The organism is Streptomyces sp. NBC_00086, from assembly GCF_026343255.1.
Taxonomy (GTDB): domain Bacteria; phylum Actinomycetota; class Actinomycetes; order Streptomycetales; family Streptomycetaceae; genus Streptomyces.
On the sequence record NZ_JAPELZ010000001.1, the window covers coordinates 5,582,411 to 5,598,722 of the forward strand.

At 72.5% G+C, this 16,312-nt stretch carries 12 protein-coding genes, 2 tRNA genes and 1 pseudogene; 14 read left to right on the forward strand and 1 reads right to left on the reverse strand.

The window, feature by feature from the left end; translation table 11 throughout:
* Positions 1 to 17: 17 nt before the first annotated feature.
* Positions 18 to 1,190: a hypothetical protein gene (locus OG276_RS25080; protein ID WP_266908956.1), complete on the forward strand. Its 1,173-nt coding sequence runs from the start codon at positions 18 to 20 to the stop codon at positions 1,188 to 1,190.
* A 2-nt stretch (positions 1,191 to 1,192) separates the two neighbouring features.
* Here OG276_RS25080 and OG276_RS25085 read toward each other — a convergent pair whose 3' ends face one another.
* Complete coding sequence (locus tag OG276_RS25085; RefSeq protein WP_266908957.1) at positions 1,193 to 2,314, reverse strand: M48 family metallopeptidase; 1,122 nt, start codon at positions 2,312 to 2,314, stop codon at positions 1,193 to 1,195.
* Positions 2,315 to 2,455: 141 nt separating this feature from the next.
* On the opposite strand from OG276_RS25085, the gene OG276_RS25090 reads away from it, so the two are divergent.
* From OG276_RS25090 to OG276_RS25150, 13 genes and pseudogenes are all read left to right on the forward strand, one after another.
* Positions 2,456 to 2,623 (forward strand): hypothetical protein, encoded by a 168-nt coding sequence (locus tag OG276_RS25090; RefSeq protein WP_266877591.1) that lies wholly within the window; start codon positions 2,456 to 2,458, stop codon positions 2,621 to 2,623.
* An 80-nt stretch (positions 2,624 to 2,703) separates the two neighbouring features.
* A complete protein-coding gene (nadD, locus tag OG276_RS25095) occupies positions 2,704 to 3,321 on the forward strand; it encodes a nicotinate-nucleotide adenylyltransferase (protein WP_243334788.1) in 618 nt (205 codons plus the stop codon).
* 23 nt (positions 3,322 to 3,344) lie between these two features.
* On the forward strand, positions 3,345 to 5,063 hold the full coding sequence (locus OG276_RS25100; RefSeq protein ID WP_266908958.1) for an LCP family protein: 1,719 nt from the start codon (positions 3,345 to 3,347) through the stop codon (positions 5,061 to 5,063).
* Between the two features lie 141 nt (positions 5,064 to 5,204).
* Entirely contained in the window at positions 5,205 to 5,651 is a 447-nt protein-coding gene (gene rsfS, locus OG276_RS25105) for a ribosome silencing factor (protein ID WP_250739445.1), read from the forward strand.
* Positions 5,648 to 6,337: a histidine phosphatase family protein gene (locus OG276_RS25110; protein ID WP_266913098.1), complete on the forward strand. Its 690-nt coding sequence runs from the start codon at positions 5,648 to 5,650 to the stop codon at positions 6,335 to 6,337. The genes rsfS and OG276_RS25110 overlap by 4 nt, the downstream gene beginning before the upstream one ends.
* A gap of 112 nt (positions 6,338 to 6,449) precedes the next feature.
* A tRNA-Ala gene (locus tag OG276_RS25115) sits at positions 6,450 to 6,522 on the forward strand.
* A gap of 136 nt (positions 6,523 to 6,658) precedes the next feature.
* A complete protein-coding gene (locus OG276_RS25120) occupies positions 6,659 to 6,892 on the forward strand; it encodes a hypothetical protein (protein WP_007264019.1) in 234 nt (77 codons plus the stop codon).
* Positions 6,893 to 7,124: 232 nt separating this feature from the next.
* Positions 7,125 to 7,197: transfer RNA gene (locus OG276_RS25125), tRNA-Ala, on the forward strand.
* Between the two features lie 317 nt (positions 7,198 to 7,514).
* A complete protein-coding gene (gene leuS, locus OG276_RS25130; protein ID WP_266908959.1) occupies positions 7,515 to 10,388 on the forward strand; it encodes a leucine--tRNA ligase in 2,874 nt (957 codons plus the stop codon).
* A gap of 188 nt (positions 10,389 to 10,576) precedes the next feature.
* A complete protein-coding gene (locus OG276_RS25135) occupies positions 10,577 to 11,251 on the forward strand; it encodes a hypothetical protein (RefSeq protein ID WP_266908960.1) in 675 nt (224 codons plus the stop codon).
* Between the two features lie 369 nt (positions 11,252 to 11,620).
* Positions 11,621 to 12,466, forward strand: coding sequence for a DegV family protein (locus OG276_RS25140; protein ID WP_266908961.1), 846 nt, complete (start codon positions 11,621 to 11,623; stop codon positions 12,464 to 12,466).
* A gap of 98 nt (positions 12,467 to 12,564) precedes the next feature.
* Positions 12,565 to 13,644 carry a ComEA family DNA-binding protein gene (locus OG276_RS25145; RefSeq protein WP_266908962.1) on the forward strand — a complete coding sequence of 360 codons (1,080 nt, stop codon included), beginning with the start codon at positions 12,565 to 12,567 and terminating at the stop codon, positions 13,642 to 13,644.
* Between the two features lie 413 nt (positions 13,645 to 14,057).
* A pseudogene (locus OG276_RS25150) lies at positions 14,058 to 16,271 on the forward strand (ComEC/Rec2 family competence protein); the annotation flags it as partial.
* Positions 16,272 to 16,312: the final 41 nt, after the last annotated feature.

Sequence of the window (16,312 nt, forward strand, 5' to 3'; positions counted from 1 at the left end):
GACAGCGGGGAGAAGCGATGGCCAAGCCAGGAGATCCGCCGAACGGCACCCCCGAGGGTGCCGGCGGGGCCGACGACGAGTTCCGGTCCGACGAGTACCGGTCGGTGGTGTTCGACGAGGACTTCGTCCGGGCTGCCCGGCTCCAGGAGTTCTCCGCACAGGAGCGCATGGGCGAGCACGCCCGCGCCGTACGGAGCCGGTCGATCTGGTCGAGCGGCGGGGGCCATCCGGGATCCCGCAGCGGCTCCGGCGGCGGAGCGGCCCGGCAGGGCCGGATCATCGTGCTGTGCATCGCCCTGGCGCTCGCCGGCGCCGTCTACATGGGCATGCGCAATCCCTACGTGCCGCCCGCCGGGGACCCGGCCGAGGCGATGAGCAGCACCGTCGTCCCGCTCGCGCCCACCGAGGCCGTGCCGGGCGGCCGGCCCGCGGACCTGTACGCGCAGAGTCCGGCGGCCCAGTACCGCGTCGGGGCGGCCGGGATCACCTTCCCCGGCGTGCGCCGCACCCGCCACTTCAGCGAGGAGCAGGTCCAAACCGCGCTGACCGTCGCCAAGGACTACCTGGTGCAGTCCTCGCTGGACCCCGACGTCCTGTCCGGCGAGGCCTCCCGGCCGGTGCGCGTGCTGCTCGACCCCGACCAGGTGACGCAGTTCGACCAGAGCATGCTCGCGCCGTCCGGCAACGGGCGGCACGCCGTCACCGGCTGGCTGGTCCGCTTCGACCCGGCGACCGCCGTGGTGGCCGACACCCGGGTCCGCGTCAGCGGGGTACTCGCCTTCGCGGAGACCGCCCCGAACGCACTGGAAGTGACCTCCGACCACACCTTCGTCTACGCCGTGCGTCCGGCCACCGGCCATCCGGCCGCGGTGGACGGGGCCTCGCTCTTCACCGTCCGCCGGGAGCTGCGGCTGCGCTTCGACCGCGACGACCTCACGGCACGGCGGGCGGAGCTCGTCTCGGCCTACGTGATGGCCGGCCCGCAGGCCTGCTCCGCCGACCCGGCCGCAGGCTTCCGCCCACTGACGGCCGGCGCCGGGCCGACCACCACCGGCCCGGCGGCGACCGACCCGTACGCCAGTGGCAGTCCGCGCCGCACGGCCGGGCTGTGCGGGGTGCTCGCGCCGACGGCCACGCCGGAGCCGCCGGGGACGCTGCGGGCCCCGGCGTCCCCGTCCGCCCCGGGGTAGCGTCAGCCCTGCTCCGTAGCCCCGCCCTTGCCGGTGTCCGTGTCCTTGCCCTTGTTCTCGGCGCTGCCGCTGCTGCCCGAGGAGCCGCCCGCACCCGCGGCACCCATGCCCGAGAACTTCTCCCGCAGCTTGCCGCCCAGGTCCGCCGTGCCGCCGGCGATGTCGCCGACCAGCTTCAGCAGCGGGTCCTTGCTCGTGCGCACCGTGTCGGCGTAGTGCGCGGCGGACTGCCGGAAGGAGTCGGTCACCGAGGTGTCCTTGTCCTCCTCGCGCCGCGGGTAGTGGCCGTCCATGATCCGCTGGTGGTCCCGGTTCTGCGACCACTTCTTCAGCTCGGCCGCCCGCACCGTGGTGAAGGGGTGCGTCCGGGGCAGCACGTTGAGGATCTTCAGGACGGAGTCGCGCAGGTCGCCGCTCTCCTCGTACTCCTCGGCCTGGGCGAGGAACGCGTCGACATTCATCTCGTGGAGGTGGTTGCCGCCCGCGAGCTTCATCAGCCCGCGCATCGAGGCGTGCACGTCCTGTCCCACCAGCAGCCCGGCCCGGTCCGCGGACAGCTCCGACTTGCGGAACCACTCGCGCAGCGCCGTCACGAGCGCCATGATCGCCACATTGCCCAGCGGGATCCACGCGACCTTGAGCGCCAGGGTCGTCAGGAACAGCAGGATCGTGCGGTACACGGCGTGCCCCGACAGCGCGTGGCCCACCTCGTGGCCCACCACCGCCCGCATCTCCTCCTCGTCGAGCAGCTCGACGAGGGCCGTGGTGACCACGATGATCGGCTCGTCCAGCCCGATGCACATGGCATTGGGCTTGGGGTCCTGCTGGACGTACATCTGCGGGACCTTCTCCAGGTCCAGGATGTAACAGGCGTCCAGGAGCATCGCGTGCAGGTGCGGGAACTGCGTCTCGCCCACCCGGACGGAGTCCGAGAGGAAGAGCAGTCTCAGACTGCGCTCGGGCAGCAGCCCGCTCAGCGTTTTGAAGACCGTGTCGAAGCCGGTCAGCTTGCGCAGGGCCACGAGCGCGGACCGGTCCGCCGGATGCTCGTACGCCCGTGAGGAAATACCGGGGAACCTCTTTCGGTCCCGCGCCGGTGCCTTCTCGAATCCCGTCCCCGTCATAGCGCCCTCCCCGTTGATGTGTGCGGCTGGCCGCCCGTCTATCCTCTCCAACGCCTGAGTCGGCGTGAGCGTGCCCCAGGCCCCCGCATACGATGTGAGCGAAATCTCCGCCCGCTCCCCGACTCGATAGGTACCTGCCTGATGAGCCTCGCCTCCACCGCCCACAACCTGGTCGTTCTCGCCTCCGAGGGAGCCGAGAAGCACGGCGGCAACCACGACAGCCTGAGCCCGTACCTGACCGGTGGCGCGGCCTTCGGCATCCTCCTGCTGATGCTGTGGGTCACCACGCGCCTGAACCGGGACCGCTGAACCCCCCAAGGCCCGGTCCGCCGAGTACGCGCCCGTAGGCGGGTCCCTGCCGCGCCACCGGGCCAGTAGGCTCTGCGCTCATGGGAGAGCAGGAAATGCCTACCGGCCCGGTGAAGCGCAGGCTCGGGGTGATGGGCGGGACATTCGATCCGATCCACCACGGACACCTGGTGGCCGCCAGTGAGGTGGCCGCGCTGTTCCACCTCGACGAGGTGATGTTCGTACCGACCGGCGAGCCGTGGCAGAAGTCGCAGCGGGCCGTGTCGTCCGCCGAGGACCGGTACCTGATGACGGTCATCGCGACCGCCTCGAACCCGCAGTTCTCGGTGAGCCGCATCGACATCGACCGCGGCGGGCCGACTTACACGATCGACACCCTGAGGGACCTGAGCGCCCTCAACGACGACGCCGACCTCTTCTTCATCACCGGCGCCGACGCCCTTGCACAGATCCTGACCTGGCGGAACGCCGAGGAGCTCTTCGCCCTCGCGCACTTCATCGGTGTCACCCGGCCGGGACACGTGCTCACCGACGACGGCCTGCCCGAGGGCGGCGTCTCCCTCGTCGAGGTTCCGGCGCTGGCCATTTCGTCCACGGACTGCCGTGCCCGCGTGGCCAAGGGGGATCCTGTCTGGTACCTCGTGCCCGACGGCGTGGTCCGCTACATCGACAAGCGTGAGCTGTACCGGGGAGCCTGAGCTTCCGGAGAGAGGGGCCCGCGGTGAATGACCGACACGAGCCGTACGACCCGTATGCCGGCCAGGAGCAGCAGCTCGTCGGCTACGACGCGTACGGGCGGCCGCTGTACGGCCAGGCGCCCGCGCAGCCCGCCCCCGAGCCCCCCTACGAGCAGCAACAGCAGCAGCAGTACGAGCAGGGCTACGGCTACGACTACCAGGGGTACGGCGGACAGCAGCAGCCGCCGCAGCAGCCGCCGCAGTACTACCCGCAGCAGCCCCAGCAGCAGTACCCGCAGGCCACACAGGCCCCGCAGTACGGGTACGACACCCAGTCCGTGCCGCAGTACGACACCCAGGCCACCCAGCAGTGGATCCCGCAGCAGGCCGCCCCCGAGGCCCCGGCGCAGGCGCCCCTGCGGGCCACCGCGCCCGAGCCGGAGTTCCGTCCCGCGCCGCAGGTCCCGGAGCCCCGCCGGGCCGACGGGCCGGGGCAGGGGTCCTCGTACCAGACCGAGCAGTTCGCCTTCATCGACCAGCCGGACGAGGACTCCGAGGACGTCATCGACTGGCTCGCCTTCACCGAGAGCCGGACCGAGCGCCGCGAGGAGGCCCGCCGGCGCGGCCGCAACCGGGTGGTGGCGCTGATCGTCGTCCTGGCGCTCTTCGTCGTCGCGGGCCTCGGCTACCTCTGGTACGCGGACAAGCTGCCCTTCCTGGAGGCCCCCGGCAAGGCGTCGGACGGCGCGTCGGCCACCGGCCCGCAGAAGCGCGACATGATCGTCGTGCACGTGCACAACACCAAGAAGGGCGGCACCTCCACGGCGCTGCTCGTCGACAACGTGACCACCAAGCAGGGCGCCACCGTCCTGGTGCCGAACACGCTGAACGTCTCCAAGGACGACGGCACCACGTCCCAGCTGGGCAAGGCCGTCGCGGACGGCGGCCTGGGCGTACGGGAATCCCTCGACTCGGTCTTCGGCACCCGCATCGGCGGCACCTGGCGGCTTGACACCCCCTTCCTGGAAAACTTCGTGGAGCTGGTCGGCGGCATCGAGGTCGACACCGACGTGGCCGTCCCGGCGGACGACGCGGCGAAGGTGCCCGCCGTCGGCCAGGGACCGAAGCAGAGCCTCAGCGGTGCGATGGCGGTCGCCTACGCCACGTACCGCGCGCAGGGCGAGCCGGAGGCCAAGCAGCTCGACCGGCTCGGCAAGGTCCTGCTGGGCCTGCTGCGCAAGGTGCCCGGCGATCCGAAGTCGGCGGCGATGACCGTGGAGACCACCGGGCAGATCCTGGACCCCGCGCTGAACGCGCAGACGCTCGGCGCGCTGCTGGCCAAGCTCGGCGAGCACGCCAAGGTGGGCAAGTACCGCACCGACGTGCTCGGGGTGAAGCCCGACGGCGGCCTCACGGACGACGCCAACAAGAAGGTGGTCAAGGAGATCCTCGGCGGCACCGTCACGGAGGCCCAGCCCGGGGCCCTGCCGCGGGTCGGCCTGAAGGACGCCACCGGCGACGACAAGACGGGCACGGCGGCGAAGGCGGCCCTGCTCAACGGCGGCTACACCTTCGTGGACGGCGGCAAGGCCGACAAGACCGCGGCCGCGTCGCAGATCACGTACCAGGACGACGCGCAACGGGAGAAGGCGATCGAGGTCGCCAAGACGCTGGGCCTGCCCGAAACGGCCGTGAAGAAGGCCGAGAACGCGGTGAACGCGGACGTCGTGGTGACGCTGGGCAAGGATTACAAACCGTCCTGACCCCTCGGGAGGCCTACTGCGGCCTGCTCCGGCGGCACCCGTCGGGTGCGGCTCCGCCCGCGCGGCACGCTGCGCGCGGGCGGTGTCGGCGGTACATGAGACCCTTGTAAGGATCTGCCCGCCAACCCGAAAGCATGGCCAGTGACCGCCACGGACCGCTCCATCGAGCTCATCACCGCCGCCGCCCAGGCCGCGGCCGACCGGCTCGCGCACGACATCATCGCGTACGACGTCAGCGACGTGCTGTCGATCACCGATGCCTTCCTGCTCGCTTCGGCGCCCAACGACCGCCAGGTCAAGTCGATCGTCGACGAGATCGAGGAGAAGCTCCTGAAGGAGCTGGGCGCCAAGCCGGTGCGCCGCGAAGGCGACCGCGACGCCCGCTGGATCCTGCTCGACTACATCGACATCGTCGTCCACGTGCAGCACAGCGAGGAGCGCGTCTTCTACGCGCTGGAGCGCCTGTGGAAGGACTGCCCCGAGATCGACCTCCCCGAGGACGCCAAGCTCACCAAGGGCAAGGCCGAGGAGCACGCCGCGCTGCGCGCCGCGCAGGGCGACGACGAACTGGACGGTGATCTGTTCTGAGCGCGACCCACGACGGCACCACCGGTGCCGGTACGACCAGCGGGAACGGCCGGACCAGCCGCAAGATCGTCCTGTGGCGGCACGGCCAGACCTCGTGGAACCTGGAGCGCCGCTTCCAGGGCTCCACGGACATCGAGCTGACCGAGGCCGGTGTGGCGCAGGCGCGCCGTGCCGCCCGGCTGCTCGCCTCGCTGAAGCCCGACGCCATCGTCGCCTCGGACCTGATGCGCGCCGCCGCCACGGCTGCCGAGCTGGCGGCCGTCACGGGTCTGGCAGTGACGCACGACGAGGCGCTGCGCGAGACGTACGCCGGCGAATGGCAGGGCCTCACGCACGACGAGATCCTGAAGAAGTACGGCGACCAGTACGCGGCGTGGAAGCGCGGCGAGGCGGTCCGCCGCGGCGGCGGCGAGCTGGAGACCGAGGTCGCCGACCGGGCCGCGCCGGTGGTGCTGGAACACGCCGACCGGCTGCCCCCCGGCGGCACGCTCGTGGTGGTCAGCCACGGCGGCACCATCCGTACGACGATCGGCCGCCTGCTGGGCCTGGACTCGTACCACTGGGAGGGTCTGGGCGGGCTCTCCAACTGCTGCTGGTCCGTCCTGGGCGAGGGCGCGCGAGGCTGGCGGCTGATGGAACACAACGCCGGCACGCTGCCCGAACCGGTGCTCGGCGACGACGACTGAGCCCACCTCGGAGCGGCTCCCACCCGGATTTCACTTTCCGGCTGGTCACAGGCTAGAGTTCTTCTTGTTCGCAGCGCAGAACACCGGAAACGGGGGGAGCGTCGCGGAGAGCGGGGCTATAGCTCAGTTGGTAGAGCGCCTGCATGGCATGCAGGAGGTCTGGAGTTCAATTCTCCATAGCTCCACAATCAAGATCCCGTCCCCAACAGGGGGCGGGATCTTTGCTTTTGTCCACAGCTGCCCGAGCGAGCACCGGCATGGCAGAATCGGACGGCCGGAGGGGGACGACGACGGCCCGACGCGGGAGGGAGTCGCTGACGGATGGGTGCACACCGGCGGCGGTGCGACTGGTGCAACAACGGCACGCCGATCGTGCGGGACATGGAGCCGGTCAACCCCGACTACCAGTACTGGTGCGAGGAATGTGCGCGGGCGCTGATCATAAAAGGCGACCCGATCGAGACGTACCGAGAGCTGGAGGGCGAGCCGATCTACGGGCGGCTGCTCGACGAGCACTGCACGCTGAAGCGGTTCTACCAGTTCGCGCGGGCGTGACGCGGGGACGCGCAACGGCGTGAGCCGGTGACGCGGGACGGCATGACGTAGGGGCACGGAACGGCATGGCGTAGGTATGCGCAACGAGCCGGGGCATGTGACGAATCGCCATGAAACGGACATGGCCCGGAGCTCGCGGAAACCGATTTTTGGACCAGGGCCATCACCGTGTAATGTTTGGGATGTCGCCAAGGGGGACCGGAAACGGGCCACGAAGCGGCAGGCAAGACAAGGGGCTATAGCTCAGTTGGTAGAGCGCCTGCATGGCATGCAGGAGGTCTGGAGTTCAATTCTCCATAGCTCCACAGTGAAGAAGCGGGCCACCGGAAACGGTGGCCCGCTTCTCGTTGTGCGTGCACCGTTTGTGTGCCCACTGGTTGGGCGTCCACTGGTTGGACGTCCACCGGTCGTGCGTCCACCGGCCGGAAGGGTCGAGCGCCCCTCGGGGCCGCTGCGGTACCCTGACGCCATGCGTGCCGTACGCCTTCTGCTTACCGAGCCGCGCTGAACAGTTCCGACCCCACGAAGCGGTCGGCCCCGGCGCGGCGCCCCCTCCTGTGCGAGGGGTTTTTTCGTTTGGGCAGCAGAACCGGCAGAGACGATCGATGGAGCTTCAGGAATCATGAGCGAGACGAACACCCCGGCCCCCGAGGCGGCCGAGGCGCACCGTTACACGGCTGCCATGGCCGCCGACATCGAGGCACGCTGGCAGGACGTATGGGACGCGCAGGGCACCTACGAGGCTCCCAACCCGACCGGTGACCTGGCCGGCGACGCGGCGGTGGTGGCGCGCCCGAAGAAGTTCATCATGGACATGTTCCCGTACCCCTCGGGTGCGGGGCTGCACGTCGGCCACCCGCTCGGGTACATCGCCACCGACGTCTTCGCCCGCCACCAGCGGATGACCGGCCACAACGTCCTGCACACCCTGGGCTTCGACGCCTTCGGCCTGCCGGCCGAGCAGTACGCCGTGCAGACCGGTACGCACCCGCGCGTGTCGACCGAGGCGAACATCGAGAACATGAAGGTCCAGCTGCGCCGGCTGGGTCTGGGCCACGACAAGCGCCGGTCGTTCGCGACGATCGACCCGGACTACTACAAGTGGACCCAGTGGATCTTCCTGCAGATCTACAACTCCTGGTACGACGCGGACGCCGCGAAGGCCCGGCCCATCGCCGAGCTGGTCGCCTCCTTCGAGGACGGCTCCCGTGAGCTGCCCGGCGGAGCCTCCTGGGCCGCGCTGAGCGCGGGCGAGCGCGCCGACGTACTGAACGAGTACCGGCTGGCGTACTCCTCGGACGCGCCCGTCAACTGGTGCCCCGGTCTGGGCACCGTACTGGCCAACGAGGAAGTCACCGCCGACGGCCGGTCCGAGCGCGGCAACTTCCCCGTCTTCAAGTCCAAGCTGAGCCAGTGGAACATGCGGATCACGGCCTACGCCGACCGCCTGATCGACGACCTGGACGCGCTGGACTGGCCCGAGGCCATCAAGCTGCAGCAGCGCAACTGGATCGGCCGCAGCGAGGGCGCCCGCGTGGACTTCGCGGTCGGCGACGGCGACGCCATCACCGTCTTCACCACCCGCCCCGACACGCTGTTCGGCGCCACCTACATGGTGCTGGCCCCCGAGCACGAGCTGGTCGAGAAGATCGTCCCGGCCGCATGGCCCGAGGGCACCCACCAGCTGTGGACCGGCGGCAACGCGACCCCGGCCGAGGCCGTGGACTCGTACCGCAAGCAGGCCGCCGCGAAGTCGGACGTCGAGCGGCAGGCCGAGGCCAAGGACAAGACCGGCGTCTTCACCGGCGCGTACGCGACCAACCCGGTCAGCGGCGACCAGGTGCCCGTCTTCATCGCGGACTACGTGCTGATGGGCTACGGCACCGGCGCGATCATGGCCGTCCCGGCGCACGACAGCCGCGACTTCGAGTTCGCGCGCGCCTTCGAGCTGCCGATGCGCTGCGTCGTCCAGCCCACGGACGACCGCGACGCCGACCCGCTGGAGTGGGAGGGCGCGTTCTCCTCGTACGACGGCACGATCGTCAACTCGACGGGCGAGGGCGTCTCGCTGGACGGTCTGGGCGTGGTCGAGGCCAAGGCCGCGATCACCGAGTGGCTGACCGGGCGCGGCATCGGCGAGGGCACCGTCAACTTCCGGCTGCGCGACTGGCTGTTCAGCCGCCAGCGCTACTGGGGCGAGCCCTTCCCGATCGTCTACGACGAGGACGGCGTCGCCTACCCGCTGCCCGAGTCGATGCTGCCGCTGGAGCTGCCGGAGGTCGAGGACTACTCGCCGCGCACCTTCGCGCCCGACGACGCGGCCTCCCAGCCGGAGACCCCGCTGTCGCGCAACCAGGCGTGGGTCAACGTCGAGCTGGACCTGGGCGACGGGCGCGGGGTGCGCCCGTTCCGGCGCGAGACCAACACCATGCCGAACTGGGCCGGCTCCTGCTGGTACGAGCTGCGCTACCTGGACCCGAACAACGGCTCGGCCCTGGTCGACCCCGAGATCGAGCAGTACTGGATGGGCCCGCGCGAGGGTCAGCCGCACGGCGGCGTCGACCTGTACGTGGGCGGCGCCGAGCACGCGGTGCTGCACCTGCTGTACGCGCGCTTCTGGTCCAAGGTGCTGTTCGACCTGGGGCACGTCTCCTCGGTGGAGCCGTTCCACAAGCTGTTCAACCAGGGCATGATCCAGGCGTACGCGTACACCGACTCGCGCGGTGTGTACGTCCCGGCGGCCGAGGTCGAGGAGCGGGACGGCGGCTACTTCTACCAGGGCGAGCCGGTCAAGCGTGAGCACGGCAAGATGGGCAAGTCCCTGAAGAACGCCGTCACGCCGGACGAGATCTGCGAGGAGTACGGCGCGGACACCCTGCGCCTGTACGAGATGGCGATGGGCCCGCTGGACGTCTCCCGTCCCTGGGACACCCGGGCCGTGGTCGGCCAGTACCGGCTGCTGCAGCGCCTGTGGCGCAACGTGGTGGACGAGGAGTCGGGCGCCGTGACGGTCGTCGACGGGGAGCCGGACGAGGCCACCCTGCGCGCGCTGCACAAGGCGATCGACGGGGTCGGCGGCGATATGGCCGGACTGCGGTTCAACACCGCCATCGCGAAGATCACCGAGCTGAACAACACCCTGACGAAGGCGGGCCGGCCGCTGGAGCGCTCGGTCGCCGAGCGGCTGGTGCTGCTGGTGGCTCCGCTGGCCCCGCACATCGCGGAGGAGCTGTGGCAGCGCCTGGGCCACGGCGAGTCGGTCGTCCACCAGGACTTCCCGGTCGCGGACCCGGCGTACGTCGTGGACGAGAGCGTCACGTGCGTCGTCCAGATCAAGGGCAAGGTCAAGGCCCGCCTGGAGGTCTCGCCGACGATCTCCGACGCGGAGCTGGAGCAGCTGGCGCTGGGCGACGAGGCGGTCGTGGCGGCGCTGGGCGGGGCGGAGATCCGCAAGGTGATCGTGCGTGCGCCGAAGCTGGTGAACATCGTCGTCTGATGTCTTCGTGTGACGTCTTCGCGCGATGTCTTCGTGTGACGGCTCCGTCTGAAGGCTCCGTCTGACGGAGCCGTCTGACGCGAGTAGGGGTAATCCCGTACGGGCAGGTTGGGGGTTCGATTGGAACCCGCGGCCTGCCCGTGGCGTTTACGGTGGAAGGGACGTAATCGGCTGGGGAAGGGACCCTCATGGAGGCGGCTTTTATCATCGTGGCCCTGGTGCTGCTGTTCGCCTTTCTGGGGCTCGGTGCCTATGTGACGACGAAGGTGGTCAAGGCTGCCGCGCGCGGCGTGGACCGGACCATCACCCAAGCCCGCCGCACCGTGGAGGACACCACCCTGAAGGCCCGCAGCTTCGGCCAGGTCGGTGTCGCGGGCACGCTGGCCACGCTGCGACTGGACCTGCGGAACTCGATGCGGGCGACGCAGCAGGCGCTGTACGAGGGGGTCCAGACGGACGCCTCGCTGAAGGAGTCGATCGGCCTGTTCGAGCGGCTGAGCGTGCACGGGCACGAACTCGACGACGAACTGAAGCGCCTGGAGGCGGAGCCCGACCGCCAGCGGATCGCGGCGGTCATGCCGGACCTGCGGGAGCGCACGGCGCAGATCACGCAGGCGGCGGATTCGCTGCGCTGGGCGGCGCGCGACCGCGCACGGCGCTTCGCGGAGGACGACCTGTCGCACCTGTCGGCACAGATCGACGTCGAGTCGGGCGCCCTGCGGGACTGGTCCCGCGCACCGGCCGACGACCTCCCGCACGCGACTCCCACGTGGAACACCCCCGAGCCCCCGGCGCTCTCGGAACCCGCCCCGACCCCCCAGTACCCCTGGCAGAAGACCCGCCGCCCGGAAGCGACGACCTGAGCCGGGCCGCATCCGGATCCAGGTCTGGGTGTTTCCAGCCGTCCGGCGTTTGAGGACCGAGGTCTGGGGCGGAGCCCCAGGGGGTCCGGGCTCAGCCCGGTACCCTTTCCCAGCCCCGCCGGCGTTTGAGGCGCGGCTCCGGGCCGAGCCCGGGGAACGGTGGAAGGGCGGGTGGGGGACCCGGCCCCGCAGGGCCGATCACCTGCGGCCGGAGCGTGTTCGGAGTCCGTCCGGAGCCCGTCCGGAACCTGGGGCGGCGTGCCCGCGGACTGCTCGGAGCCCGGCGACAGGCCACCCGGACCCGGGGCCCGAGGCCCATCGGCAGACCCGGGCTGCCGGAACACCCCCACTGCCGGTAACCTCCGCCTCATGTCCCGCCATGTCGCGATCGTCACGGATTCCACGGCCTACCTGCCCCAACCGGCCATGGCGCGGCACGGAATCACCTCCGTCCCGCTGACCGTGGTCCTCGGCGACGAGGCCCTGGAAGAGGGCACCGAGATCTCGGCCAAGAGCCTCGCCCTGGCCCTGCAGAAGCGCCGCTCGGTCACCACGTCCCGCCCCAGCCCCGAGGACTTCTCCCGCGCCTACCGGGCGGCCGTGGAGGCCGGTGCGACAGGCATCGTCAGCCTGCACCTGTCCGCGGAGTTCTCCGGCACCTACGACGCCGCCGTCCTGGCAGCGAAGACCGCCACGGTGCCCGTCCGCGTCGTCGACACCGGCATGGTCGCCATGGCCCTGGGCTTCTGCGCCCTGGCCGCGGCGGAGGTGTCCGAGGCCGGGGGGTCCCTGGACGAAGCCGTCGCCGCGGCCGAGAAGCGGGCCGCCGGGATGTCCGCGTACTTCTACGTCGACACCCTCGACTACCTCCGCCGCGGAGGCCGCATCGGGGCCGCGCAGGCCCTCCTCGGTTCGGCGCTCGCGGTGAAACCGCTGCTGACGCTGGACGGAGGGCGGATCGAGATGCTGGAGAAGGTGCGTACGGCCTCCAAGGCCATCGCCCGCCTGGAGGAGCTGGCCGTCGAGCGCGCCGGGTCCGGCCCCGTCGACGTCGCCGTGCACCACCTCGCTGCCCCGGAGCGCGCGGAGAAGCTGGCGCAGAGGCTTCGCGAGCGGATCCCCGGGCTGGTCGAGCTGCACGTCAGCGAGGTCGGCGCGGTGATCGGCGCACACACCGGACCGGGGTTGCTGGCGGCGGTCGTCTCCCCGCGCTGATCACCGGACCGGGTGACGGAGATATCCACAACGGTCCGGTCATCCACCGGAACTGAGGCTTCCGAACGCGTCTCGCGGTGCGGCCCTACCGTCGTGCCATGACTCTTCGTACGCGCACCTCAGGTCCCGCCGGCGCCACCAGTGGCCCCGGCCGTCCCCGTCTCTCCGACAGCCGTCTTCGCCACCGCCGCGGACAGCGACCAGGCCGCCCCGATCCCGCGGTGGTGCGACGCCGGGCCGAGGCCCTGCTCGGAGCGGGCCGGCCCCCGGGCGCTCCGCCGCCGGGGGGCACCCCGGGCGGGGCGGAGCCGCCGGGCGCCCGCTCCGTCGGGGCGGTGGCGGAGCCCGAAGCCGCGGTCCGGGCGGAGCCGCCGGCCGTGGCCGGGGCGGGGGTCCGGTGTGAGGCACCGGCCCGGGTCGGGGCGGGGGTTCCGACCGAAGCGCCTGCCCGGGGCGGGGCGGTGGCCCCGGTCGAGGCGCCTGCCCGGGCCGAGGCGGAGGCCCCGACCGAGGGTCGGGAGGCACCCGGTGGGGCTTTACGGTGGCTCGCGGTGCGGGAGCGGCTGCCCCTGTGGCTGCACACCCGCTGTGGGGTGGAGCCGCGCACGGTGGCCGCCGTCTCGGTGGTGCTGGTCGTCGCGGTCGGGTTCGCAGCACAGCAGTACAGGGCGGCCAGGCCCCGGCCGGTGACCGCGCCCGCCGTGGTGGCGCCCGCGGCGGCCGCCCTGCCGGCCCCGACCGCGGCACGGGCGGGTCCTGCCGCCGGTCCCATCCTGGTGGACGTCAGCGGCAAGGTCCGAGACCCCGGAGTGCGCAAGCTGCCTCCCGGCTCTCGCGTGGAGGATGCTTTGGCCGCCGCCGGGGGAGTGCGGCCCGGGACGGACACCACCGGGCTGAACCGGGCCCGGGTCCTGATGGACGGCGAACAGGTACTGGTCGGCGCTCCGGCCCCGCCGCCGCCGACCGGCCGGGGAGGTCCCGCCTCCGGGCCGCTGAGCCTCGGCACGGCCACGGCCGAGCAGTTGGACGGCCTGCCGGGGGTTGGCCCGGTCCTCGCGCAGCACATCGTGGACTTCCGCACGGTGCGCGGGGGCTTCCGCTCGGTGGAGGAGCTCCGGCAGGTCAACGGGATCGGTGAGCGCCGATTCGCCGATCTGCGCGAGCTGGTGCGGCCGTGAGGCGGGGCGGCGGAGCGGGGCCGGGTCCGGCCGGGCGGGGGTTGAGCGCGCGGGATCCGGTGGGGCCGGGTTCGGCCGGGCGGGGTCTGCGTGGGCGGGGTTCGGCCGAGGGGGAGGCGGTCGGGCGGGGTGCGCGTGTGCGGGGTTCGGCCTCGGGGGAGGCGGTCGGGCGGGGTGCGCGTGTGCGGGGTTCGGCCTCGGGGGAGGCGGTCGGGCGGGGTGCGCGTGTGCGGGGTTCGGCCGGGCGGGAAGTGGTGGGGCGGGGTTCGGCCGGGCCGGAGCTGGGGCCGGTGGATCTGCGGTTGGTGGGGCCGGCTCTCGCCGTTTGGGGGGCGGCTGCCGTGGGGCTCGGGGTATCGGCCGGCCGCAGTGCCGTGGCGGCGGGGCTGGGGGTCGGGGCGGCCGGGCTGCTGATGCTGGCGGGCCGCCGGCGCTCCGTGCCGTTCCGGACGGCCGCGGCGGTGGTCCTGCTGTGCGCGGCCGCCGGCGCCGGCGTGGCGGGCCTCCAGCGGGCCGAGGCGCGGGCCGGGCCGGTCCCGGAGCTGGCCCGGGACCATGCCCGGGTGCTGGCGGACCTCACCGTGGGCTCCGATCCGCGGACGGCCCGCACCGGGAGCGGGCCGCCGGTGGTGGTGCTCGACGCCGTGGTGACCCGGGTGACCGGGCCCGATGGTGCCCGGACCCGGGTGTCGACCCCGGTGCGGGTGCTGGCGGGGCATCCGGGGTGGGACCGGCTGCAGCCCTCGACACGGGTCGCGGTGGTGGCCCGGCTGTCCCCGGCGCGGGGCGGGGAGCGGGCCGTCGCCCTGCTCCGTCCCGCCGGGGACTCCCCGCCGCGGGTGACCGGCGGTCCGGACACCGTCCAGCGGATCGCCGGGCGGCTGCGGGCCGGGCTGCGCGAGGTCACCGACGGGCTGCCCCCGGACGCCAGGGCCCTGCTGCCGGGACTGGTGGTGGGGGACACCTCCCGGGTGGAGCCCGATCTGCACGAGGCGTTCCGCGCCACCGATCTGCTGCACCTGCTGGCCGTCTCCGGCTCCAACCTGACCGTGGTGCTCTTCCTGCTCATCGGGGCCCCGGCCCGCGCGCAGCAGGCCGAACGGGGCGGGCTGGCCCCGCGTCTGGGGCTCTCGCTGCGGGCGACGGCCCTGTGCGGGGTGGCGCTGACCCTGGCCTTCGTGGTGGTGTGCCGGCCGGAGCCCAGCGTGCTGCGGGCGGCGGCCTGCGGCTCGGTCACCCTGCTGGCCATCGCCACCGGGCGGCGCAGGTCCCTGATCCCGGCGCTGGCCACCGCCGTCCTGCTGCTGGTGCTCTACGACCCCTGGCTGGCCCGGAGCTACGGCTTCCTCCTCTCCGTCCTGGCCACCGGAGCCCTGCTGACGCTGGCTCCCCGGTGGAGCGCGGCCCTGCAGCGGCGCGGGATGCGGCCGCGCTGGGCCGAGGCGCTGGCGGCCGCGGCGGCGGCACAGGCGGTGTGCGCGCCGGTCGTCGCGGTGCTGTCGGCCCGGGTGAGCCTCGTGGGGGTGCCCTGCAACCTGCTGGCCGAGCTGGCGGCGGGACCCGCGACCGTCCTCGGGTTCGCCGCGCTCGCGGCTGCCCCGGTGTGCCGGCCGGTGGCCGAGGTGCTCGCCCGGTGCGCGGGCGTGCCCGCCGGGTGGATCGCCGCCGTGGCCCGGGGCGGGGCGAACCTGCCCGGGGCGGAGCTGGGCTGGCCCGGCGGGGTGGGCGGAGGGCTGCTGCTCGCCGCGGCCACCTTCGCGGTGGTGGTGCTCGGCAGGCGGTTCGGCTGTGGGCGATGGCTCGCCCCCGCCCTGGCCGTGGTGCTGCTCCTCGCCGTACTGAGGCCGCCACTGGTCACTCGTACGATCAAGGGTTGGCCGCCGCCCGACTGGATCTACACCCAGTGCGCGGTGGGCCAGGGGGACGCCGCCGTACTCGCGGTCGGCCCCGGTACGGCCGTGGTGGTGGACGCGGGCCCCGAGCCCGGGCCGGTGGACGTGTGCCTGAGGGAACTGGGCGTGAGCCGGGTGCCGCTGATCCTGCTGACGCACTTCCACGCCGACCACGTGGGCGGGTTGACGGGGGTACTGAAGGGCCGATCGGTGGGTGTGGTGCAAGTCACCGGGCTGGAAGAACCGCCGGGCCAGGCCGCGTTCGTACGGCGGACGGCGGCGGCCGCCGGGGTACCCGTCGTCCGTGCGGGGGAGGGGGAGCGGCGGCGGGCCGGGCCGCTGGAGTGGCAGGTGCTGTGGCCGCCGGCCGCGGGCGCCTTTCCCGAGGGACCCAACGACGCGAGCGTGGCCCTGCTGGTACGCGGCGCGGGCCTGACCCTGCTCCTGCTGGGCGACCTCGAACCGGGCTCCCAGCAGGCCTTGCTGAGGAACCATCCGGAACTGGGGCCGGTCGACGTCCTCAAAGTCGCGCACCACGGCAGCGCCCACCAGGATCCCGGGCTGTACGAGCGGATCCGGCCGCGCCTCGCGATCGTCCCGGTGGGCGCCGGGAACAGGTACGGGCACCCCGCGCCGGGTACGCTCGCCCGGCTGCGGGATTCGGGTGCGGCCGTACTGCGCACGGACGAGGACGGTTCGGTCGCCGTCACCGGCAGCGGCCCGCGGCTGCGGGCGTTCCCGGCCATTCGGCGACGGGTACGGCACGGGCATACCAG